The following is a 22059-nucleotide window of genomic DNA, read 5'->3' on the forward strand; positions in this document are numbered from 1 at the left end:
GCGGATGCGGCACATCCGCGCGCGCCGGCAAGACCAGTGGCCGCTTACTTGCCGCGGTTGATCGTGCCCATGTAGCTGTCATAGCTGCCTTCGGCGACGCGGAACCAGGGAAGCTGGTCGTCGCGGAACTTCTTCATGCTTTCGTAGACCTTCTTGAAGGCAGGGTTCTTGGCGCCCATTTCTTCGTACAGCTTGACCGCTTCGGCGTAGCACGCGTCCATCACCGGCTTGGGGAACGATTGCAGCTTGGCGCCCTGCGCGATCAGGCGGCGCAGCGCGGCCGGGTTCTCGGCGTCGTACTTGGCGATCATGTCGTTGGTCGCCGCGGCCGAGGCCTGTGCCAGGATGGCCTGGTACTGCTTGGGCAGCTTGTTGTACGCGTCCTGGTTGACGTAGAGCGACACCTGCAGCGTGCCTTCCCACCAGCCCGGGTAGTAGTAGTGCGGGGCAACCTTGTTGAAGCCCAGCTTTTCGTCATCGTAGGGGCCGATCCATTCGGCCGCGTCGATGGTGCCCTTTTCCAGCGCCGGGTAGATGTCGCCGCCGGCGATCTGCTGCGGCACCACGCCCAGGCGCGAAAGCACGGCGCCAGCAAAGGCGCTGACGCGGAACTTCAGGCCCTTCAGATCGTCGACGGTCTTGATTTCCTTGCGGAACCAGCCGCCCATCTGCGTGCCGGTGTAGCCGCAGGGGAAGTTGACGATGTTGTAGGCCTTGAAGACTTCGCGCATCAGCGTCAGGCCGTCGCCGTGACGCATCCACGAATTCATCTGGCGCGTGTTCAGGCCGAACGGAACAGCCGCGTCAAAGCTCAGGACGGGGTCCTTGCCGTAGTAGTAGTACGACGCGCTGTGGCCGCATTCGATCGTGCCGTTCTGGACGCCGTCCAGCACTTGCAGGGCCGGAACGATTTCGCCTGCGGGAAACACGCGGATGGAAAATTTTCCGCCCGTGGCTTCCGACACGTACTTGGCGACGCTTTCGCCACCGGAAAAGATGGCATCCGCGCTACGCGGAAAACTGGACGCCAGGCGCCAGTTCAGGGTGGGGGCCTCCTGGGCAATGGCGGGCGCCGCCAGGGTCGCGCCGCCGGCGGCAGCGCCCAGGGTGGCTTTTTTCAGAAAGGAACGGCGTTGCATCTAGTCTCTCCAACTTTGGGTAAAGTTCTCTCGATTCCGGGACGGATTGGTGGAGCCCCGACGCGCGATCCTGCGGGTAACAAACTGTCGCGCTTATTGATTTTCGGGGGGGATGCTAGCGGCAAACAGGGTGGGGACGTAGGGGGAAAACCCTTGCCGTAAGTTTCGTGAAATTTTTCTGCGCCGTATGGCTGGTATGACCAGCAGGGCCTCGGCGCACCATTATTCCCCTCAGAATGACGCTGCGCAGGCGCACGGCAGCGCCCGGCACCGGTATAAAAAATCCGTACCTATATAACCAGAAAATATTTAGGGAACGTGTCCGGAAACCGCCCGCGGGCCGGCGCGGGCGGGGCCGGTCAGGAACGGGTCATCAGCTTTTTCCAGCCATCCAGGCCGAGCTTGTTCATCGTGCCGATGTTCTTCTCGTAGATCTCGGCCGCGTCCGGAAAGGACTCCACGGCGCGGTCGATGCTGTCCTCGCGCAACAGGTGCAGGATCGGATACGGCGAGCGGTTGGTGTAGTTCTCGATGTCGTCCGGCTGCGTGTCGGCGAACTGGAATTGCGGATGGAACGTGGCCACCTGCAGCTCGCCCACCAGGCGCATGCGCTTGAGCAGGCGGTCGGACAGATCTTCGAAGTCGTTGAACTCCAGGAAGTCGTCCAGCGCGTCGGGGATGATGAGCAGCGTGGTGTCGATCTTTTCGGGATCGGTTTCGGCCAGCAACGCCAGTTCGTCCTGCAGGTCGGTCAGCACGCCCTCGGCATCGGTGGCGTCGCTGACCGCAAAGCGGATCTGGTCCTTGACCTGAACCGCTTTGGCGAAGGGACAAAGATTCAGGCCGATCACCGCCTGGTTGAGCCAGTGGCGGGTTTCCTCGACCACATTGGCGTAGGCATCAGAGGTGGAAATCATGCCGGCATCGCCGCCATGGTCTGGGCCACCGCTGCCGTCAGCTTCTTGCCATAGGGCACGTGCAGGAACTCGTTGGGGCCGTGCGCGTTGGACTTGGGACCCAGCACGCCGCAGACCATGAACTGCGCCTGCGGGAAGCCCTTTTGCAGGATGCTCATCAGCGGGATGGTGCCGCCCTGCCCGATGTAGCCGCACGGCGCGCCATAGTATTGCTGCGAGGCGGCGTCCAGGGCCTGCGTCAGCCAGGGCACGGTGGCCGGGGCGTTCCAGCCGGTGGCGGCGCCTTCGTTGGCCTTGAAGATGACCTTGGCGTTGTAGGGCGCGTCGGCTTCCAGCAGTTCCTTGATTTCCTGCGAGGCGGCCACGGCGTCCACCAGCGGCGGCAGGCGCAGCGACAGCTTGAACGCCGTGCGCGGGCGCAGCACGTTGCCGGCGCTGGACAGCGGCGGCAGGCCTTCCGCGCCGGTCACCGACAGGGTCGGACGCCAGGTGCGGTTCAGGAGCGCCTGTTCGGGTTCGGTGGTCATGGGCAGCACAAAGCCGCCGTCGGCGCCGCAGCTCCAGGGGAACCGGCGCCAGACTTCGTCGCCCAGGATGCGGGCGGTGGCGGACACCTGCTCGATGCGTTCGGCGGGGATCTCGCAATGCAGGCTTTGCGGCAGCAGGCGGCCGGTGGCGCTGTCTTCCAGGCGGTCCAGCAGATGGCGCAGGATGCGGAACGACGACGGCACCACGCCGCTGGAGTCGCCCGAGTGCACGCCCTCATCCAGCACCTGGACTTCCAGCGTGCCCGACACCATGCCGCGCAGCGACGTGGTCATCCAGAGCTGGTCGTAGTTGCCGGCGCCGGAATCCAGGCAGACCACCAGGGCCACGTTGCCCAGACGGTCGCGCAGCGCGTCCACATAGGGCAGCAGGTCGTAGCTGCCCGACTCTTCACAGGTTTCGACGATGCCCACGCAACGCGGACGGGGAATGCCCTGCTTGTCCAGCGCCATGATGGCGGTCAGGGAGGCGTACACGGCATAGCCGTCGTCGGCGCCGCCACGGCCGTAGAGCTTGCCGTCTTCGTACTTGGGCGTCCACGGGCCCAGGCCCGCGCGCCAGCCCGAGAACTCGGGCTGCTTGTCCAGGTGACCGTAGAGCAGCACGGTGTCGCCGTTGTCGCTGCGGGTGGCGGGCGCGTCAAAGAAGATGACGGGCGTGCGGCCCGGCAGGCGCACCACTTCGAGCTTCAGGCCGGACACCTTCTGCGCTTCGACCCATTGCGCCGCATCGCGCACCACGCGCTCGATGAACGCATTCTTTTCCCAGTCGGCGTCAAAGGCCGGGCTCTTGGCGGGAATGGCGATGTAGTCGGTCAGCGCGGGGATGATCTCGTTGTCCCATTTGTCGTCCACAAAGTCCTGCAGGGCTTTCGGATCGAGGGTGGGCGGCAATGCGTCTTCGGGGATGCGTGCGTTCATGGCGCTGGCTTCCTGTGTGTGCGGGAAAGGGGCAAACAGCTATTTTATGCCTGCGCGGGGCGGCTGGCATCTTTTGTCCCCATGAAGGACCGGCCCCGGCCAAACCGGTGCCGCTACCGCGCCGCGTAGGCCTCGACGCGGCTCCAGACCTCGCGCGCCAGCGGCTTGGCGTTGCCCACCGACTGGTACAGCCGGATCTCCATATGGATGTCGTTGCGCGCGCCGTCGGCGCGCACCAGCGTGCCATCGCGCAGGTCCGGATCGACCAGCGTGTGCGGCAGCCACGCCAGGCCGAAGCCCTGACGCGCCATCGCATGCAGCGCGTCGGCCAGGTCCGATTCGTACATGGTCTGCAGCAGCGGCACCTCGCAGAGTCCGCGCAGCTTGTCGTGCAGGATGCGGCCGAGCGACATGCTGTCGGCATAGGCCAGGAATGGCACCGGCGGGTCCGAGGCCAGCTTGGGCACGGCATACCGGGGATGGTGGCCGCCAGGCGCGACCGGGGCGCTGACCGCCACCAGCTTGTCGGCGCCCACGCGCCGGCACCGATAGTTCGGATTGTCGATCTTGGCGTACAGCGGCTCGTGCGCATGGCACAGCAGAAAATCGACCTCGCCGTCCTGCAGCATGTCGACGCCGTAGTTGAGCGTGGTGGTGATCACCTTCAACTGGAACGCCGGCAGGCCCCGCTGCACACCGGCCATCAGGCCCGGCAGCACCGAATGCGCCAGCGTCTTGCCTGACGCGATGACGATCTTGCGGGCGCGTTCCTGCTCGGGCTTTTGCAGCGCTTCGCGCGTTTCGCGCAGGATGTCCAGCACGTCGATGGCGGCGGCCAGCAGGCTGCGCCCGGCCGCATTCAACGTCGACACCTGGTGGCCGCGCTCGACCAGCGGCACCCCGGCCCATTCCTCCAGCGCCTTGATGCGGCGCCCGAAGGCCGGGTGCGTCACGCTGCGCGCCTCCGCGGCCTGGAACAGGTTGCGCGACTTCGACAGCGCGACGAAGTCCTCCAGCCATTTGATGTCCACGTGTCTTCCTCCACCTCGGATCCGCCACCTGTCTGCCGGGGCTGGATCCCTGTTTATCGTCGGCTCATCGTCTGTGCGCATTCAGCACAGAGATTGCGCATTTTGCACAAGGTGGAAACACCTTGCAACTAAGATCCCCGTGTCCACCTCTGGAAAACCCTATGCCAGACGCTCCCGTCCTGCTCAAGTCCATCCGCAGCCATTACCTGGGCGGCGCCGAGTTCGTGGCCGGCGAATTGCCGATGCAGCAGCAGAAGGTGGTCGGCAACGCGATGCCGCGCCTCATCGACATGAACGGCGGCTACAGCGCCGGCCAGTTGTATGTGCAGGAGTACCGGCTGGCCCAGCCTACCCGCCCCTACCCCGTCCTGCTGTGGCACGGCGGCGGCATGACGGGCGCCCAATGGGAAAGCACCCCCGACGGCCGCGACGGCTGGCTGTGGCGGCTGCTGCAGGCAGGCTATGACGTGTTCGTGTCCGACGCGCCGGAGCGCGGCCGCGCCTCGTGGGCGATGTACCCGCAGGTCTACGACTCGGCGCCCATCTTCCGCTCCAAGGAGGAGGCCTGGCGCCTGTTCCGCATCGGGCCGGCTTCCGGCTATGCGCCGGCGGGCGAACCGCGCCGCGCGTATCCGGGACAGCAATTCCCGGTCGATGCCTTCGACACCTTTTCCAAGCAATTCGTCCCGCGCTGGCTGACGCACGGCGACATGGCGCTGGACGCCTACCGCGCGCTGCTCGACCTCGTGGGGCCTTGCATCCTGATCGGGCACAGCCAGGGCGGCGGCTTTGCCACCCAGCTCGCCCAGGAATACGCCGCCACCGTGCGCGCCGTCGTGGCGGTGGAACCCACCGGCACGCCGGCTCAGGCCTCGTGGCAGTTGCCGCCGCAACTGCTGGTCTGGGGTGACCACTTCGACGCGGACGACACCTGGCAGCGCTATCGCGCCCAGACCGATGCGTACTGGAATGCCCTGCGCGCGGCCGGCCAACGCGCCGACGTGCTGGACCTGCCCGCAGCCGGCATCGCCGGCAACTCGCACTTCTGCATGCTGGATCGCAACAGCGACCACATTGCCGGATTGATCGTCGATTGGCTGGACCGCAGCCTCGACTAACCTTCTCGTGGAGATAGAGATGACCCTGAAGAAAACCACCATCGCGCTGGCGTTGCTGACCGGCGCCACGCTGGCGGCCGGCGCATCGGCCCAGCAGTCCGACTACCCGAGCAAGCCGATCCGCATGATCGTGCCGTTCGCCCCGGGCGGCACCGCCGACATCATCGGGCGCGTCTTCGCCGCGCAGCTCGGCACCGAACTGGGCGTCACGGTGGTGGTCGAGAACAAGGCCGGCGCCGGCGGCTCCATCGGCACGCGCTACGTCGCCGATGCCGCCCCCGACGGCTACACCATCCTGCTGGCCTCCTCCAGCACCCACGGCACCAACCCGGCCGTCTACAAGACCCTGACCTACGACGCGTCCCAGGACTTCACCCCCATCACGCAACTGGTGACCGTGCCCGGCGTGCTGAGCGTGACCAAGGACTTCCCCGCCGCCGACCTGAACGCCCTGATCGCGGAGTCGAAGGCGCACCCGGACAAGTACACCTATGCGTCCTCCGGCGCGGGCGGCCTGGGCAACCTGGCGATGGAACTGATGAAGTCGATGACGGGCGCCAAGCTCATGCACATCGCCTACCGCGGCGCAGGCCCGGCGTTCACGGACGTGATCAGCGGCCAGGTGTCGATGATCTGGGAACCGGTGCCGGCCTCCCTGCCCTACATCAAGAGCGGGCAGATCCGCCCCATCGCGATCGCCGCCGACGCGCGCTCGCCGGAACTGCCGGACACGCCGACCTTCAAGGAAGCCGGCCTGGCGCGCTACGAAGCCAATGCCTGGAACGGCCTGCTGGCGCCCAAGGGCCTGCCCGAAAACGTGAAGACGAAGCTGCACGACGCCTCGGTCAAGGCGCTGAATGCGCCTGACGTGAAGGCCAAGATGGCCAGCCTGGGCGGCACGGTGGTGGCCGGCTCGTCGGACGCCTTCCAGCAAGTCATCGCCAGCGACGTGAAGAAGTGGAAGCACGTCGCCAGCGACGCCAAGATCCAGCTCGACCAGTAATCCAAAGGCAAAAGACCTCGGCGTGCTGCGCAGCGGGGTCTTTGCCGGGGCTCCCGGAACACCGGGATCCCGGGATGTGCAAGCCGGCCTTCATGGCCGGCTTTTTCATGGAAAGGATCAGGCGCCGATGAGCGCCGGTTCGCCAGCCCGGCTTTCCAGCGCGGGCGCGTCCGCGTCGATCACGCGGCCCGATTGCACCTTGAAGACCGCCACCGCCTCGCGCAGGCGCTGCGCCTGGGTTTCCAGCGATGCGGCCGACGCCGCGGCCTCCTCGACCAGCGCCGCGTTCTGCTGCGTGACGCTGTCCATCTGCGACACCGCCTGGTTCACCTGCTCGATGCCCTGCGACTGCTCCTCGGAGGCGCTGGAAATCTCGTTGATGATGTCGGTCACGCGGCGCACCGACGCCACGATTTCCTGCATGGTGGCGCCCGCGGCTTCCACCTGGTCCGATCCCACCGAGACCTTCTGCACGGAATCGTCGATCAGCGTCTTGATCTCCTTGGCGGCGGCGGCGCTGCGCTGCGCCAGCGCGCGCACTTCGCTCGCGACCACCGCGAAGCCCTTGCCCTGCTCGCCCGCCCGGGCCGCTTCCACGGCGGCGTTCAGCGCCAGGATGTTGGTCTGGAAGGCGATCCCGTCGATCACGCCGACGATGTCCGAAATGCGGTGGGAGCTGTCGGCGATGCCGCGCATCGTGCCGACCACGTCGCCCACGGCCTGGCCGCCGCGCGTGGCCACTTCCGATGCCGCCATCGCCAGTTGCGCCGCGCTGCGCGAGCTTTCGGCATTGTTCTTCACGGTGGACGACAGTTCGTCCATGCTTGCGGCGGTTTCTTCCAGCGAGGCCGCCTGCTGCTCGGTGCGGGAGGACAGGTCGATGTTGCCCGCGGCGATCTCGCGCGAACCGGTATGGATTTCTTCGACGCCCAGGCGCACGGCCGAGACGGTGCGCGCCAGGCTGTCCTGCATGCGCTTGACGGCCGCGTACAGCACGCCGATTTCGTTATTGCCGCGCTGTTCGATGCGGTTGGTCAGGTCGCCGCTGGCGATACGGTCGAACAGGCGTCCGGCTTCCTGCAGCGGACGGAAGACCGCGCGACCAAAGACCACGTACAGGCCCACGACCAGCGCCGCCACCACCGCCAGCAGACAGATCAGGACCACGATCGCGACGTTGATGCGGGCGGAGGATTCGCGGGCCACACGCTGGCCGATCTCGTCGGCGAAGTCGACATACTTCTGGATGGCCTGGGTGAACTGGGTGCCCAGCGGGCTGACCTTTTCCTGGTTGATGCGGCCGGCCTCCTTGGCGTTGCCGGCGCGGATGGCGCCGATCAAGGGGACGATGGCTTCGCGCGTGTAGACGTCGTAGGCGGCCAGCGCTCCCTCGAACAGGGGCTTGCCCTGCGGCGACGTTTCCGGCAGCTTGCGCGCGGCGTCGATCTGGCTGGCGGCTTTGGCGACGTAGCTGTCCATGCGCTGCATGTTGCTGGCCGTGGTGTCCAGGCTCTTGCCTTCCAGCAGCGCGCTGTGCGCCGCCAGCAGCACCACGCGGGCGCGCAGCAGGTCCGACGCCGCGTCGTCCAGCGCGTTGGCGCGGACCAGGTTGGTGTCCAGCATCACCTCGATGGAGGTGCGGTTGGAGGTGAGTTGCTGGTAGACCGCGATGCCGGTCACCAGAAAGAGTGCGAAGAAGACGCCCAGGGCGGTCGTCAGGATTGCGCGGATACTTAAATTCTTGAACATTGGAGCCACTCCGGGGGTTGCGTAACGCTATCCCTTTAACGGCCCGATGAAATGAAAAGTTAAATATCTCATTGGGTTACAAACGCGTCCGGCGTCCAAACGTCCGCACGCGGCTGCCCGGGCAACCGCGTGCGCAAGTGCGGCCAGGACCTGATGAAATTCAACCGGGCTTCCAGCCGTCCGGCACTCGCGGCTTTTCGATCTGCGCGAAATGGCAGATGGCGTCCGCAATGCCCGAAAAGTCTATTCCACCAAACTGGCCTGCCCGTGCCAGGCTAAAGGACTCGTGCACGGCAGCAGCCACCGGCATCGGCACCTTGGCGGCGTGCGCGGCTGCGACAATCAGCGACATGTCCTTGTGCGCCAGGTCGATGGTGAAACCCGGCGCCGTGTCGCCCACCAACACCTTGTTGGGAAAGTTCATTCGCAATTGCCCGTTCGAGGCGGACGTGCCGTACAGCACCTGCAGCGTCTTGGTGATGTCCAGCCCGAAGCGCTGCGACAACGCAAGCGCCTCCGCGTTCACTTGGCACAGGGTGACCGCCACGTAGTTGTTCACCAGCTTGGTGCGCCCGCCCGCCCCCACCGGGCCGCAATGATAAGTGGTGGTACCCATGGCATCGAGCAGCGGCCGGACCCTGGCGAAGTCGCTTTCGCTTGCCCCCACCATGAACAGCGATTCTCCCCGGTCGGCGTGCTCGGCAAGGCGACCCACCGGCGCGTCCACCACGGTCAAGCCGAGGGCCAGCGCCTGTTCCTGAAGACGATCGGTCGCCAGCGGGTCAATGGTGCTCATATCCATCAGCAGGCTGCCCTTGGCGGCGTTAGCGAAAATTCCGTCGCTGCCAAGCGCCACCTGCTCGACTTCCTTGGACGAGGGCAGCATCGTCACGATGATCCCGCATTGCCGCGCCACGTCGGCCACGCTGGCGCCTGCCGCCGCGCCGGCCGTGACCAGTTCGTCCACTGCCTTCTGGTTGATGTCCAGCACCACCAGCTCGAAACCCGCACGGCGCAGATTCAGCGCCATGGGTTTGCCCATGCGCCCCAAGCCGATAAAGCCGATCTTTTCCATACCTGTCTCCTGCCGGCGTCTGTCGCGCCGGATCATCCTGCGGTTGATGGATCAATAGCCGATATAAGCGGTCTTGGTGGACGTGTAGAAGTCCACCGCATAACGCCCCTGTTCACGCGGGCCGAAGCTGGAGGCCTTCACGCCGCCAAAGGGAACGTGATAGTCCAGGCCGGCGGTGGGCAGGTTCACCATCGTCAACCCGCTGCGCACATTGAGCCGGAAATGGTTCGCATGCTTGTGCGACGTGGTGCAAATGCCCGACGACAGACCAAATGGCGTGTCGTTGGCGACCTGCAGGGCCTCGTCGTAACCGGATACCCGGATCACGGCGGCGACCGGGCCGAAGATTTCTTCCCGGTTGATGCGCATCGCGTTGCTGCTGCCCGTGAACAGGGTCGGCCTGAGGAAGTGGCCGGCCGTGGGCGCGTCGGCCCGCTTTCCGCCCTCAACCACGGTAGCGCCTTCGCTGCGCCCCAGTTCGATGTATCCCAGGATCTTTTCCAGTTGCGGCGCGTTGATGACCGGCCCGATCTGGGTCGCGGGATCCCGTGGGTCGCCTACCACCAGCTTGCGCATGCGTCCCGCCAGCGCTTCCACGAAGCGATCGTGTATGCCGTCGGCGACGATCAGGCGGCTGCTCGCGGTGCATCGCTGACCCGCCGAATAGAAAGCGCCGTTCAGGGCGCACTCCACAGCCACGTCCAGATCGGCGTCGTCGAGCACCACCAGCGGATTCTTGCCACCCATCTCAAGCTGTACCCGTATCATGCGCTCGGATGCCACGGCGGCTATCTTGCGGCCGGTGGCCACGCTGCCCGTGAAACTGACGGCGTCCACGCCGTCAAGCAAGGCGCGGCCAGCCGCCGCGCCCTCGCCATTGACGAGATTGGCGACGCCGGGGGGCAAGCCCGCGCGCTCGAGGATATTGAACAGTTCCCAGGCGGCGCCCGGGGTGTGCTCGGAGGGCTTGAGCACCAGCGTGTTGCCGAAGGCCAGCGCGGGCGCGATCTTCCAGGCCGGAATCGCGATCGGGAAGTTCCATGGCGTGATCATGGACACCACGCCGACGGGATGCCTGCTGATCTGCACGCCGATGTCAGGGCGCACCGACGGCAGGTTCTCGCCGCCATAGCGCACCGCCTCCCCCGCGAAAAACTGGAATATCTGCCCGGCGCGCACGACTTCGCCCTGCCCTTCGGCTTGCGTCTTGCCGGCTTCGCGGGAAACCAGGGCGCCCAGCTCTTCCTTGCGCGCCAGGATCTCGTTCGCGGCGCGGAACAGGATATCGCTGCGCGCCTGCGTGGTGCTGCGTTCCCAGGCGGGCGCAGCCGCCCGGGCGGCCTCCAGCGCCTGCCGCATCTGCGCCTCGCTCGCGCAGGCGTAATGGCCGATGACATCCTGCGGGTCCGCGGGATTCAGGTTCGCCAGCGTGGTGTCGCCGTCCACCCATGCGCCATCGATGAAATTCGCTTTCTGCATCACTGTCCGCTCCTCGTCATGAATCGTGGTTGGATCATGCATGGCCTCCTTTTCCTTTGCCCAGCACCGCCTCGCGAAACCGCGAGCGCAGGTAGGGACCATCGCGCGGCGGCAGGCTGCTGGGCTCGGGCGCCGCCGCCACCTTCAGCACCAGGCATTGCAGGCCCGGCTGGTACAGGCCAGGGATTCGCTCCTGGAGTTCGCGCTCGCTGCGCAGCGTGGCGCAATCGGCGATGCCGCATGCCCGGGCGATGCCTGCGATGTCCACGCCGCGTCCCGAATGGGCGGGCTGCATGCCCGTTTCACCGTAGTGCTCGTTGTCGATGATGATGATCTTCAGGTTCGACGGCGCGCGTACGCCTATGGTGGCGAAGGATCCCATACCCATCAGCATCTCGCCATCGCCCGCAAAGACCAGTACCTGGCGCCGCGGCTGCGCCAACGCCAACCCCAGGCCCACCATGCAGGCGCCTCCCATCGCGCCCCACACATAGAAATTCCGGTCGTCGTCGCCGGCGGCCGAGGTGTCATAGGTGGGATTGCCCAGGCTTGCCACCACCAGGGCATCGCCGCGTTGTTCGAGTATCCGGGCCACCGCCGCCCGCCGGTTCATTGTCGCGCTAGCGTTCATATCGGTTGCCTCGTCCTACTTGTTGAAGTTCTTGATGCCCAGGATGCTTTGGGAGATCACCACGGCCACGGCGCGGTTCGAGTTGAACGCCAGCAGGCTCGCCGCGCGCACCGCTTCCGGCACATCGCTGCCGTGTGCCACCCGCTGCACGAACACGCCGGCCCCACGCAGAGCTTCTTCGGTCGACTGGCCCATGGGACATTGCCAAGGATTGAATTCGCCCCATTCACCGCGCATGGTGATCAGGCACAGGAACGGCATGCGGCATTCCTGGACCAGGGCCAGCATGTTGACGCAGTTGCCGACCCCGCTGGATTGCAGCAGCAGCACGCCCTTGGCGCCGCCTAGCCAGGCGCCACCCAGCATCGCCACGCCCTCTTCTTCCGTGGTGAGGGAAATCGCTTCCACGTCCGGGTCCGCCTCGAACAGCTTGATCAATTGGCTATGCCCCGCATCCGGCACATACGCCATCTGCGTGATGCCGGCCTCCTTCAGGTTTTGATAGACCATTTCGGGCCAACTCTCTGCCATGATTCGCTTCCTCTGGTGTGGGGATGAAGACTGCTTGGGGCGCAAGCCGGTAGCGGCCGGCTGGTGCCGCGTCGGATCAGATGCGTGCGTTGAGCTTGCAGATGCCGGGCTTGGTGGGCGCGTAGGCGTGCTCGCCGGGAATCGTTGCCACCTTTTGGTAGTAATCCCATTCGCCCTTGGATGTCGCGGCCGACTTGACTTGCATGAGGTACATGTCATGCACCATGGCGCCGTCGGCCCGGATGTAGCCCTTGGTGAACATGTCGTCGATCGGCATGGACTTGAGTGCGTTCATGACGGCGTCCGAATCCGTCGTGCCGGCGCGCTCCACGGCCTTCAGGTAGGTCGTGACGGCGGAGTAGTCGCCCGCCTGGAACGTGGTGGGCATCTTCTTGTTGCGTTCATAGAAGCGCTTGCTGAATTCGCGCGAGCGGTCGTCCAGGTCCCAGTACCAGCCGTCGGTCAGGTACATGCCTGCGGTCGTGTCCAGGCCCAGGCTGTGGATGTCCGTGATGAAGACCATCAGGCCGGCCAGGCGCATTTTGTCGCTGACGCCGAATTCCTTGGCGGTCTTGATCGAGTTGATCAGGTCTCCGCCGCCATTGGCCAGGCCCAGCACCTGTGCCTTGGATGCCTGCGCCTTCATCAGGTAGGACGAGAAGTCGGACGTATTGAGCGGATGCCGGGTCGAGCCCGCGACGGAGCCGCCGTTAGCCTGCACGACATCCATGCTGGCCTTTTCCAGCGAGTAACCGAACGCATAGTCGGCGGTCAGCATGAACCAGCTCTTGCCGCCCTGCTCGACCATGGCGGCCGCCGTGCCGCGCGCCTGCGCGGAGGTGGAATAGGTGTAGCGCACCGTGTAGGGCGTGCAGGCCTCTTCGGTAAGACTGTCGGCGCCCGCACCGGCGCTGATGAAGACCTTTTTCTTTTCGGCGGCGATCGTGCTGATCGCCAGCGAGGCCGACGAATTCGAGCCGCCGATCACCAGGTCCACCTTGTCCTGGTCCCACCATTGGCGCGCGCGGTTCGACGCGATATCGGCCCGGTTCTGATGGTCGGACGAGAGAATCTCGATCGGCTTGCCCAGCACTTTGCCGCCGAAGTCCGCGACCGCCATGCGGATCGCGTCCAGCCCGCCCACCCCGTCAAAGTCCGAATACGGCCCACTCATGTCAGTGACGAAGGCGATCTTCACCTTGTCGCTTTGGGCGCTTGCGCCCCCTGCCCCACATATGCCGACGACCGCCAACGCGACGGCACCTAACACTTTCGTACTGGTTTCCACGTCTTGTCTCCTCGCTATGTCGGCCTTGCCGCAGGATCGCCAAAGCCATCTCTTTTTTTAATAATATATCTGCCTACAATCTATTATCTGCATATCGTTAACCCGTAGGACAGGATCCGGCCGCATGTCCGCCTCCCTATAATCCGCTTTTCCCATCCCACGCCACACACCATGGATTTGCGCCAGATCGAGTGCTTTCTTTGCCTGTACCGCAACGGCGGCATGACGCGCGCAGCAGCCGAATTGGGCATCGTCCAATCGGCCCTGAGCACGCAACTGGCCAAGCTGGAAAAGACGCTGAAAGTCCAGCTTTTCGAGCGCTCCAGCCGGGGGGTCACGCCTACCGCGGCGGGCGTCGACCTCTACAAGATGCTGTTGCCCCTGTCCAAGGAGGTCGAGAGCGTGCGCCAGCGGATGCTGGACCTGAGCGGTGGCACGTCGGGCCTCATCCGTGTGGGCACCGTGCCTTCGCTGGGCGCCAGCATCGTGCCGCGCGCCCTCTCCCTTTACTCCGCCGAAAACAAGGAAGTCACCATCCGTTTGACCGAGGCCTACAGCGCCGGGCTGGTGGAACGGCTGGATGCCGGCGAGCTCGATGTCGCCATCGTCAACTTGATCCAGCCGGTGCGCAGCCTGGAGACCACGCCGCTCGTCAGCGAAGAACTGGTGCTGGTCACGGCGTCCGACAGCGCGCTTCGCAACGTCGAATTCGGCGACCTGCCCATCGACGCGCTGATCGTGCCGTCATTGGGCCAGGGCCTGCGCGCGATCATCGACCCGGTCTTGAAGAAACGCAGCCCCGGCTCGCGTCCCCGCCTGGAAATGGATGCACTGACCCCGACCCTGGAACTCGTTAAGTCGGGCGCTTGGGCCACCATCCTGCCCATCAGCGCCATCGCGCACGAGCTGGACGCGGGCGCCCTGTCAGTGCGACGCATCCACGCCGACATGCAGCGCCAGCTGGTGGTGGTCAATCATCCACGCCGCCCCCTGAGCCTGGCCGCGCAGCGTTTTGTCGCCGCGCTTGCGGCTGAAGCGCACGACGCCGTGTCGCGCGCACAGCGCTTCATGAAGTCGCTCAAGACCCGGAAATAGGCTCGGGGCGCGACGGCGCCCCAATGAAAACACCCCACCGTCCAGGCGCGATGCCCAGGCGGCGGGGTGTATATGGCGAGTCCTCCAGGGAGAACCCGCAGCGGCTACGGTATTACTTCAACCAGGCGCGCGCATTGCGGAAGATGCGCATCCACGGGCTGTACGCGCCGCCCGTGTCCGCATTGCCCCATTTCTCGGGCGCCCACGACATCATGACGTTGCGCGTCACGCGTTCCGGGTGCGGCATCATGACCGTGAAGCGGCCGTCGGCGGTGGTGACCGAGGTCAGGCCGCCCGGGCTGCCGTTCGGGTTGAACGGGTAGGCTTCGGTGGCTAGGCCGTTGTTGTCGATGAAGCGCGCGGCGACCAGCACGCGGCTGGCGTCGCCCTGCTGGGAGAAGTCGGCATAGCCTTCGCCATGCGCCACGGCGACCGGCACGCGGGCGCCTTCCATGCCGGCAAAGAAAATCGAGGGCGACTTGGGCAGTTCCACCATGGACAGGCGCGCCTCGTACTTTTCCGACTGGTTGCGCGTGAAGCGAGGCCAGAATTCGGCGCCCGGGATCATCGGGGCCAGCGCGGCCATCATCTGGCAGCCGTTGCACACGCCCAGCGCGAAGGTGTCGGGACGCGCGAAATACGCGGCGAACTGGTCGGACAGCTTGCTGTTGAAGCGGATGGTGCGCGCCCAGCCTTCGCCGGCGCCCAGCACGTCGCCATAGCTGAAACCGCCGACGGCGACCAGGCCCTGCATCTGCGCCAGGTCCACGCGGCCGGACAGCAGATCGGTCATGTGGACGTCGATGGCTTCGAAGCCCGAGGTGTCGAAGGCCCAGGCCATTTCGACCTGGCTGTTGCAGCCCTGCTCGCGCAGGATCGCCACGCGCGGGCGCTTGCCGGTGTTGATGAACGGCGCGGCCACGTCTTCCTGCGGATCGAAGGACACGTTGGGGCTCATGCCCGGATCCTTGGTGTCGTTCCAGACGTCGAGTTCAGCCTGGGCGCACGCGGGATTGTCGCGGCGAGACATGATGCGGTAGGACACTTCGGACCAGGCGCGGCCCAGGTCGGCGCGCGGCTGGCTCCAGACCTTCTTGCCGTCGCGGTAGAACTCGACCTCGTCGGCGCCGTTCAGGCCGCCGATGACGTGCGAGTGGGCCGACAGGCCGGCGCCGCGCAGCACTTGCATGACGGCGTCGCGCTGCGAGGCCGGCACCTGGATCACGGCGCCCGCCTCTTCCGAGAACAGGGCCTTGAGGGTGAGTTCGTCGCGCTGCACGGCGACTTGTTCCGGACGGATCTTGTAGTCGCCCCAATCCGCCGATTGCGGATCGAAGGTCAGCATGTCCAGGTTCACCGAGATGCCGGTGCGGCCGGCGAAGGCCATTTCGACCAGCGTGGCGAACAGGCCGCCGTCGGAGCGGTCGTGGTAGGACAGGATGGTGCCGGCTTCGGCCAGCGTGCGGATGGTGACGAAGAAGGCGCGCAGGTCTTGCGGCGCATCGATGTCCGGCACGGTCTGGCCGACCTGGTTGTAGGTCTGCGCCAGGATCGACCCGCCCATGCGGTGGCGGCCACGGCCCAGGTCAATCAGGATCAGGACACTGTCGCCGGCGTCGGTGCGCAGTTGCGGGGTCAGGCTGGCGCGCACGTCGGCCACCGGCGCGAACGCCGTGATGACCAGCGACACCGGCGCCACGACCTGGCGCTGTTCGCCGTCCTGTTCCCAGGACGTCTTCATGGACAGGGAGTCCTTGCCCACCGGAATGGACAGGCCGGTGGCCTGGCAGAGTTCGCTGACGGCGGACACGGTGTCGTACAGCGCGGCATCCTGCCCGGCGACGCCGCAGGCGGCCATCCAGTTGGCGGACAGCTTGATGTCTTCAAGGCGCGCCACGTCGGCGGCGGCCAGGTTGGTCAGGGCTTCGGCCACGGCCATGCGGCCCGAGGCCGGGGCATCCAGCATGGCGATGGGCGTGCGTTCGCCCATCGACATGGCTTCGCCACGGAAGCCTTCGTAGTCGGCCAGCGTGACGGCGCAGTCGGCCACCGGCACCTGCCACGGACCGACCATCTGGTCGCGGCTGGACAGGCCACCGACAGTGCGGTCGCCGATGGTGATGAGGAAGGACTTGTTGGCGACCGTGGGGTGGCGCAGCACGCGGTAGGCGGCTTCGGTGAGATCGATGCCGGCCAGGTCCAGGGGCTCGGACACGCCGGGCAGGCGGGTGACGTCGCGCGTCATGCGCGGCGGCTTGCCCAGGATGACGTCGATCGGCACGTCCACGGGACGCACTTCGGCGTCGCCTTGCGGGCGGATCGTGTCCAGGCCGGGCAGGCCTTCGCCGTCGACCACGCGCAGTTGGCGCTCTTCCGTGGCCACGCCCACCACCGCGTACGGGCAGCGTTCGCGGCGGGCGATGGCGTCAAAGCGTTCCAGGTCCTTCGGCAGGATCGACAGAACGTAGCGTTCCTGGGATTCGTTGCTCCAGATCTCGGCGGGCGACAGGCCCGACTCTTCGAGCGGCACGCGCTTCAGATCAAAGATGGCGCCGCGGCCGGCGTCGTTGACCAGTTCCGGGAAGGCATTGGACAGGCCGCCCGCGCCCACGTCGTGGATCGCGATGATGGGGTTGTTCTCGGCCTGCTGCCAGCAGCGGTCGATGACTTCCTGGGCGCGGCGTTCGATTTCGGGGTTGCCGCGCTGGACGGAGTCGAAGTCCAGTTCGGCCGAGTTGCTGCCCATGCTGATGCTGGACGCGGCGCCGCCGCCCATGCCGATGCGGAAACCCGGACCGCCCAACTGGATCAGCAGCGCGCCCGGCGGAATGACGTCCTTGTGGGTCAAGCCCGCGTCGATGCTGCCCAGGCCACCCGCGATCATGATGGGCTTGTGATAGCCCCAGCGCGTGCCGCCTGCGGTCTGCTCGAACGAACGGAAGTAGCCCAGCAGGTTGGGACGGCCGAATTCGTTGTTGAACGCGGCGCCGCCGATGGGGCCGTCGATCATGATGGACAGCGGCGAGGCGATGCGCTCGGGCAGGCCGTGGTGGTCGGCCTCCCAGGGCTGCATTGCGTCGTCGAAGCGCAGGTGCGACACGGTAAAGCCCGTGAGGCCCGCCTTGGGCTTGGAGCCGCGGCCGGTGGCGCCTTCGTCGCGGATTTCGCCGCCGTTGCCGGTGGACGCGCCGGGGAACGGGGCGATGGCGGTCGGGTGGTTGTGGGTTTCCACCTTCATCAACGTGTGGACGGTGGTGTCGCGGCGGATGTACTTGGCGCCGTCGGCGCCCTCGCCCGTCACGCCCGGCACGCCGGCCTGGAAGCGCTGCGCGGGGCCGCCCTCCATGATGGCGGCGTTGTCCGAATAGGCGACCACGGTGCCCTGGGGCTGCGCCTTGTGCGTGGCGCGGATCATGCCGAACAGCGTGTTGGGCTGTTCCTGGCCGTCGATCACCCACTGGGCGTTGAAGATCTTGTGGCGGCAGTGTTCGCTGTTGGCCTGCGCGAACATCATCAGTTCGACGTCGGTGGGGTCGCGACCCAGGTCGGTGAAGGACTTGGCCAGGTATTCGATTTCGTCGTCGGACAGCGCCAGGCCGAGCGCGGTATTGGCTTCGACCAGGGCCTGGGCGCCGCGCGCCTGCACGTCGACCGTGCGCATCGGCTTGCCGGCCAGCGGCTGGAACAGCGCCTGGCCGTCGAAGCTGGCGTCCACCACGGTTTCGGTCATGCGGTCATGCAGGCAGTCGGCCGCGCGCGCCAGCATGGCGTCGTCGAGGGACTTGGCGCCCAGCAGGCCGCGTTCTGGCGTGATGACATAGCGCACGCCGCGTTCGATGCGATGCACCGAGGACAGGCCGCAGTTGTGGGCGATATCGGTGGCCTTGCTGGCCCACGGGGAGATCGTGCCCAGGCGCGGAATCACCAGCAGGGACACGCTCTTGGCGGGCGCCTCGGAGGTGCTGGGCGTGCCGTAGTCCAGCAGTTGGGTGAGTTGCTGCTGCTGTTCGGCCGTCAGGGCGGCGTCGGTGCTGACGAAGTGCTCGTAGCGGGCGGATATGTCGGCCACCGGCAGGCCGGCTTCCTTCAATTGCGCCAGGAGGCGATCACGTCGAAAGGAGGACAGGACGGAGGAACCAGGCAGATGCTGAACTAGGGACACGATGCGGGCGCCGTATAAAGAGGGGTGCAAAGATGGGATTTTACCCGTTTAAGGGGTTTTCCCGGAGCCGAGTTTCATCGGCCGCCCCGCCGGCTCGATCTGGCCATTGTTACAAAAGAATTCCGGGACGTTTGCACCCTCATGGTGCAAAGCAATATCGGGGCGTAGGCGCCAAGTTCGTCCCTTCCCGCCTCATGGCGGCCGTGGTTCATGGACGACGGCTTGATGCAATGCAGCATGTTGCAGCGGCCCCGCATTGCGGGAAAACACGAAGACCGGCCCCGGCGACGCGACGGTAGGATGCAGCGACCCTATCCAACAAAAGAAAAGCGCCCTACGCGCGCTGGCCGTTGCCTCACATGTCCCGCTCAGAAGCCCCCGCCGAGCCCGTCGAACCGATCATCCCCGCAGAAACAGAACCCGCCGTGAAGGTGCCGCTGGCCATCGAGGACTGGCTGGCCGTCATCCTGCTGGCGACGCTGGCGATCATTACCTTCCTGAATGTGCTGGTGCGCTACTTCACCGACCAGTCCTTCGCCTGGACCGAAGAGATTTCGGTGTTCCTGCTGATTGTGCTGACCATGGCCGGCGGCAGCGTGGCGTTCGTGCGCAATCACCACATCCGGATCGAGATCGTGGCCGACTCGGGTTCGCCGCGCCGCCAGCGCATCCTGGCGATGATCTCCAATGGCTGCGTGCTGGCTTTCTTCGTGCTGCTGACCGTCCTGTCCGTGAAACTGGTGCTGGACGAGTACATCTACGAGGAAACCTCGCCGGCCATCGGCGTGCCCACCTGGTGGTATTCGATCTGGCTGCCGGTCATGGCCGCGGCGATCTCGCTGCGCACGATCGGCACGTTGCGCCGCCTTGCTCGCGGCGCGCGCCAGGAAGCCCAGCGATGATCGCCGTCATCCTCTTTGCCGTCTTCATCGTCCTGATGGTGATCGGCGTGCCCGTCGGCGTGGCGCTGGGCATCGGCGGCACGGTCGCGATCGTCCTGACCAACCTGGACACGCCCTGGTATGGCCTTCTGACCGTGCCGCAGAATTTCTATGCCGGCCTGGCCAAGTACCCGCTGCTGGCGATTCCCATGTTCGTGCTGGTGGGCTCCATCTTCGACCGCTCGGGCGTGGCCAAGCGGCTGGTGGACTTTGCCATCGCCATCGTCGGGCGCGGCCCGGGCATGCTGCCGCTGGTGTCCATCGCGGTGGCGATGTTCCTGGGCGGCATCTCGGGCTCGGGTCCGGCGTGCGCCGCCGCGGTCGGCGCGGTGATGATCGCCGCCATGTCGCGCGCCGGCTACCCGGGCTCGTTCTCGGCCTCGGTGGTGGCCGCCGGCGCCGCCACCGACATCCTGATCCCGCCGTCGGTGGCCTTCATCATCTATTCCGTGCTGGTGCCGGGCGCCTCCGTGCCAGCCCTTTTCGCCGCCGGCATGGTGCCCGGCATCCTGGCGGGCTTCGCCCTGATCATTCCGGCCGTGTGGCTGTCGCGCAAGTACAAGATGGGCGCGCTGGAAGCGCACCTGCCCCGCCCGCCCTTCTGGAAGAGCCTGCGCGACGCGTCCTGGGGCCTGGCCGCGCCGGTGCTGATCCTGGGCGGCATGCGGCTGGGCTGGTTCACGCCCACCGAGGCCGCGGTCGTCGCGGTGTTCTATGGCCTATTCGTCGGCGGTTTCATCCACCGCACGATCAAGCTGCGCGACCTGTACACCATCCTGCGCGAAGCCGCCGAACTGTCCGCCGTGATCATGCTGGTGGTGACGCTGGCCGGGATCTTCGCGTGGGCGCTGTCCACGCTCAGCGTGATCGACCCGATCACCCACGCCATCGTCAATTCCGGCCTGGGCGAGTGGGGCGTGCTGGCGCTGCTGATCCTGCTGCTCATGACCGTGGGGATGTTCCTGGACGGCATCTCGATCTTCCTGATCTTCGTGCCGCTGCTCATGCCCATCGCCAATGCCTACGGCTGGGACCCGGTGTGGTTCGGCGTGATCCTGACCTTGAAGGTGGCGCTGGGCCAGTTCACCCCGCCGCTGGCCGTGAACCTGATGGTGTCGTGCCGCATCGCGCGCGTGCCGATGGAGTCGACCGTGCGCTGGGTGGTATGGCTGCTGGGCGCGATGTTCCTGGTGCTGGTGGCGGTGCTGGCATTTCCTGAATTGGCGCTGTGGCTGCCGCGCAAGCTGGGTTATTGAGAGAGGCTGGACGGGGCCGGCCCGCAAGGGACGACCGGCCATGGATGACAACAACAGAAAGCATAGAGAGGAGACGCAACATGAAATTCCGCAACCTGATCGGCGCCGCGCTGTGCGCCGCCGCCGTGGTGGGCATGGCGCCCGCGCACGCGCAGAACTACAAGCCCGAGTACAAGCTCTCCATCGTCGTGGGCACCACTTTCCCGTGGGGCCAGGGTGCGGTGATCTGGTCGGATCTGGTGCGCGAGCGCACCGAGGGCCGCATCAACATCAAGGTCTACCCGGGCACCTCGCTGGTCCAGGGCGACCAGACGCGCGAGTTCACGGCGATCCGCCAGGGCGTGATCGACATGGCCGTGGGATCGACCATCAACTGGTCGCCGCAGGTCAAGCAGCTCAACCTGTTCTCCCTGCCCTTCCTGATGCCCGATTACGCGGCGATCGACGCCCTGGTGCAGGGCGACGTCGGCAAAGACATGTTCAAGCTCATTGAAAAGGCGGGCGTGGTGCCGCTGGCCTGGGGCGAAAACGGCTACCGCCAGGTCAGCAACTCCAAGCGGGAGATCAAGCAGCCTGACGACATGAAGGGCATGAAGCTGCGCGTGGTGGGCTCGCCGCTGTATATCGACACCTTCACCGCCCTGGGCGCCAATCCCACGCAGATGAGCTGGGCGGACGCGCAGCCCGCGCTGGCGAGCGGCGCGGTGGACGGCCAGGAGAACCCGCTGTCGATCTATACCGGGTCCAAGCTCTACACCGTGGGCCAGAAATACCTGACGCTGTGGAACTACGTGGCCGATCCGCTGATCTTCGTGGTCAACCGCGAAGTCTGGAATTCATGGTCGGAAAAGGACCGCGACATCGTGCGCCAGGCCGCGCTGGACGCCGGCAAGCAGCAGATCGTGATCGCGCGCAAGGGCGTCACGCCTGAAGATCCGTCGCTGCTCAAGGAAATCGCCGGCCACGGCGTCACCGTGACCACGCTGTCGCAGGCGGACCACGACGCGTTCGTGAAGGCCACCAAGCCCGTCTACGAAAAGTGGAAAAAGCAGATCGGCGAAGACCTGGTCAACAAGGCCGAAAAGTCCATCGCCGAACGCAAGAAGTAAACCCGCGCAAGATTCGCAGCAAGCCCCAGGGGAACCGGCGGCGCAAGCCGCCAACCGAGGCAGGGACGC

At 66.0% G+C, this 22059-nt stretch carries 17 protein-coding genes; 6 read left to right on the top strand and 11 right to left on the bottom strand.

The window, feature by feature from the left end:
- Positions 1–44: 44 nt before the first annotated feature.
- The 4 genes from BMW75_RS08655 to BMW75_RS08670 all read right to left on the bottom strand — a co-directional run bounded on the left by BMW75_RS08655 (position 45) and on the right by BMW75_RS08670 (position 4553).
- Positions 45–1139, bottom strand: coding sequence for a TRAP transporter substrate-binding protein (locus tag BMW75_RS08655; protein WP_092578566.1), 1095 nt, complete (start codon positions 1137–1139; stop codon positions 45–47).
- A 359-nt stretch (positions 1140–1498) separates the two neighbouring features.
- Complete coding sequence (locus BMW75_RS08660) at positions 1499–2056, bottom strand: DUF1415 domain-containing protein (RefSeq protein ID WP_076520472.1); 558 nt, start codon at positions 2054–2056, stop codon at positions 1499–1501.
- Positions 2053–3522, bottom strand: coding sequence for a M20 family metallopeptidase (locus BMW75_RS08665; protein ID WP_092578568.1), 1470 nt, complete (start codon positions 3520–3522; stop codon positions 2053–2055). Before BMW75_RS08665 ends, BMW75_RS08660 begins: the two co-directional genes overlap by 4 nt.
- A 113-nt stretch (positions 3523–3635) precedes the next feature.
- The gene (locus BMW75_RS08670) at positions 3636–4553 is read right to left on the bottom strand and encodes a LysR family transcriptional regulator (RefSeq protein ID WP_092578570.1); all 918 of its coding nucleotides are present in this window, start codon (positions 4551–4553) and stop codon (positions 3636–3638) included.
- Between the two features lie 161 nt (positions 4554–4714).
- On the opposite strand from BMW75_RS08670, the gene BMW75_RS08675 reads away from it, so the two are divergent.
- Both BMW75_RS08675 and BMW75_RS08680 read left to right on the top strand, forming a co-directional pair.
- Positions 4715–5671 carry an alpha/beta hydrolase gene (locus BMW75_RS08675; protein WP_092578572.1) on the top strand — a complete coding sequence of 319 codons (957 nt, stop codon included), beginning with the start codon at positions 4715–4717 and terminating at the stop codon, positions 5669–5671.
- Positions 5672–5690: 19 nt separating this feature from the next.
- Positions 5691–6674, top strand: a complete 984-nt coding sequence (locus BMW75_RS08680) for a Bug family tripartite tricarboxylate transporter substrate binding protein (RefSeq protein WP_092578574.1) — start codon at positions 5691–5693, stop codon at positions 6672–6674.
- A 117-nt stretch (positions 6675–6791) separates the two neighbouring features.
- Here BMW75_RS08680 and BMW75_RS08685 read toward each other — a convergent pair whose 3' ends face one another.
- The 6 genes from BMW75_RS08685 to BMW75_RS08710 form a co-directional block, all read right to left on the bottom strand.
- A complete protein-coding gene (locus BMW75_RS08685; RefSeq protein WP_092578576.1) occupies positions 6792–8423 on the bottom strand; it encodes a methyl-accepting chemotaxis protein in 1632 nt (543 codons plus the stop codon).
- Positions 8424–8583: 160 nt separating this feature from the next.
- Entirely contained in the window at positions 8584–9534 is a 951-nt protein-coding gene (locus BMW75_RS08690) for an NAD(P)-dependent oxidoreductase (RefSeq protein WP_092578578.1), read from the bottom strand.
- Positions 9535–9549: 15 nt separating this feature from the next.
- Positions 9550–10977, bottom strand: coding sequence for an aldehyde dehydrogenase family protein (locus BMW75_RS08695; protein WP_092578580.1), 1428 nt, complete (start codon positions 10975–10977; stop codon positions 9550–9552).
- Positions 10978–11011: 34 nt separating this feature from the next.
- Positions 11012–11608, bottom strand: a complete 597-nt coding sequence (locus BMW75_RS08700) for a thiamine pyrophosphate-dependent enzyme (protein ID WP_076520464.1) — start codon at positions 11606–11608, stop codon at positions 11012–11014.
- 15 nt (positions 11609–11623) lie between these two features.
- Complete coding sequence (locus BMW75_RS08705; protein ID WP_092578582.1) at positions 11624–12139, bottom strand: thiamine pyrophosphate-binding protein; 516 nt, start codon at positions 12137–12139, stop codon at positions 11624–11626.
- Between the two features lie 76 nt (positions 12140–12215).
- Entirely contained in the window at positions 12216–13427 is a 1212-nt protein-coding gene (locus BMW75_RS08710; RefSeq protein ID WP_371466827.1) for an ABC transporter substrate-binding protein, read from the bottom strand.
- 171 nt (positions 13428–13598) lie between these two features.
- Here BMW75_RS08710 and BMW75_RS08715 point away from each other — a divergent pair, with 171 nt between their 5' ends.
- Positions 13599–14522, top strand: a complete 924-nt coding sequence (locus tag BMW75_RS08715) for a LysR family transcriptional regulator (protein WP_092578584.1) — start codon at positions 13599–13601, stop codon at positions 14520–14522.
- 112 nt (positions 14523–14634) lie between these two features.
- On the opposite strand, the gene purL is transcribed toward BMW75_RS08715, so the two are convergent.
- A complete protein-coding gene (gene purL, locus BMW75_RS08720; RefSeq protein ID WP_092578586.1) occupies positions 14635–18684 on the bottom strand; it encodes a phosphoribosylformylglycinamidine synthase in 4050 nt (1349 codons plus the stop codon).
- A 359-nt stretch (positions 18685–19043) separates the two neighbouring features.
- On the opposite strand from purL, the gene BMW75_RS08725 reads away from it, so the two are divergent.
- The 3 genes from BMW75_RS08725 to BMW75_RS08735 all read left to right on the top strand — a co-directional run bounded on the left by BMW75_RS08725 (position 19044) and on the right by BMW75_RS08735 (position 21990).
- A complete protein-coding gene (locus BMW75_RS08725) occupies positions 19044–19586 on the top strand; it encodes a TRAP transporter small permease (protein WP_092578588.1) in 543 nt (180 codons plus the stop codon).
- Positions 19583–20881 (top strand): TRAP transporter large permease, encoded by a 1299-nt coding sequence (locus BMW75_RS08730; protein ID WP_092578590.1) that lies wholly within the window; start codon positions 19583–19585, stop codon positions 20879–20881. The genes BMW75_RS08725 and BMW75_RS08730 overlap by 4 nt, the downstream gene beginning before the upstream one ends.
- Before the next feature lie 80 nt (positions 20882–20961).
- Positions 20962–21990, top strand: a complete 1029-nt coding sequence (locus tag BMW75_RS08735; RefSeq protein WP_076520458.1) for a DctP family TRAP transporter solute-binding subunit — start codon at positions 20962–20964, stop codon at positions 21988–21990.
- Positions 21991–22059: the final 69 nt, after the last annotated feature.

The sequence above is a fragment of the Achromobacter sp. NFACC18-2 genome (genome assembly GCF_900108985.1).
Lineage (GTDB): Bacteria > Pseudomonadota > Gammaproteobacteria > Burkholderiales > Burkholderiaceae_B > Achromobacter.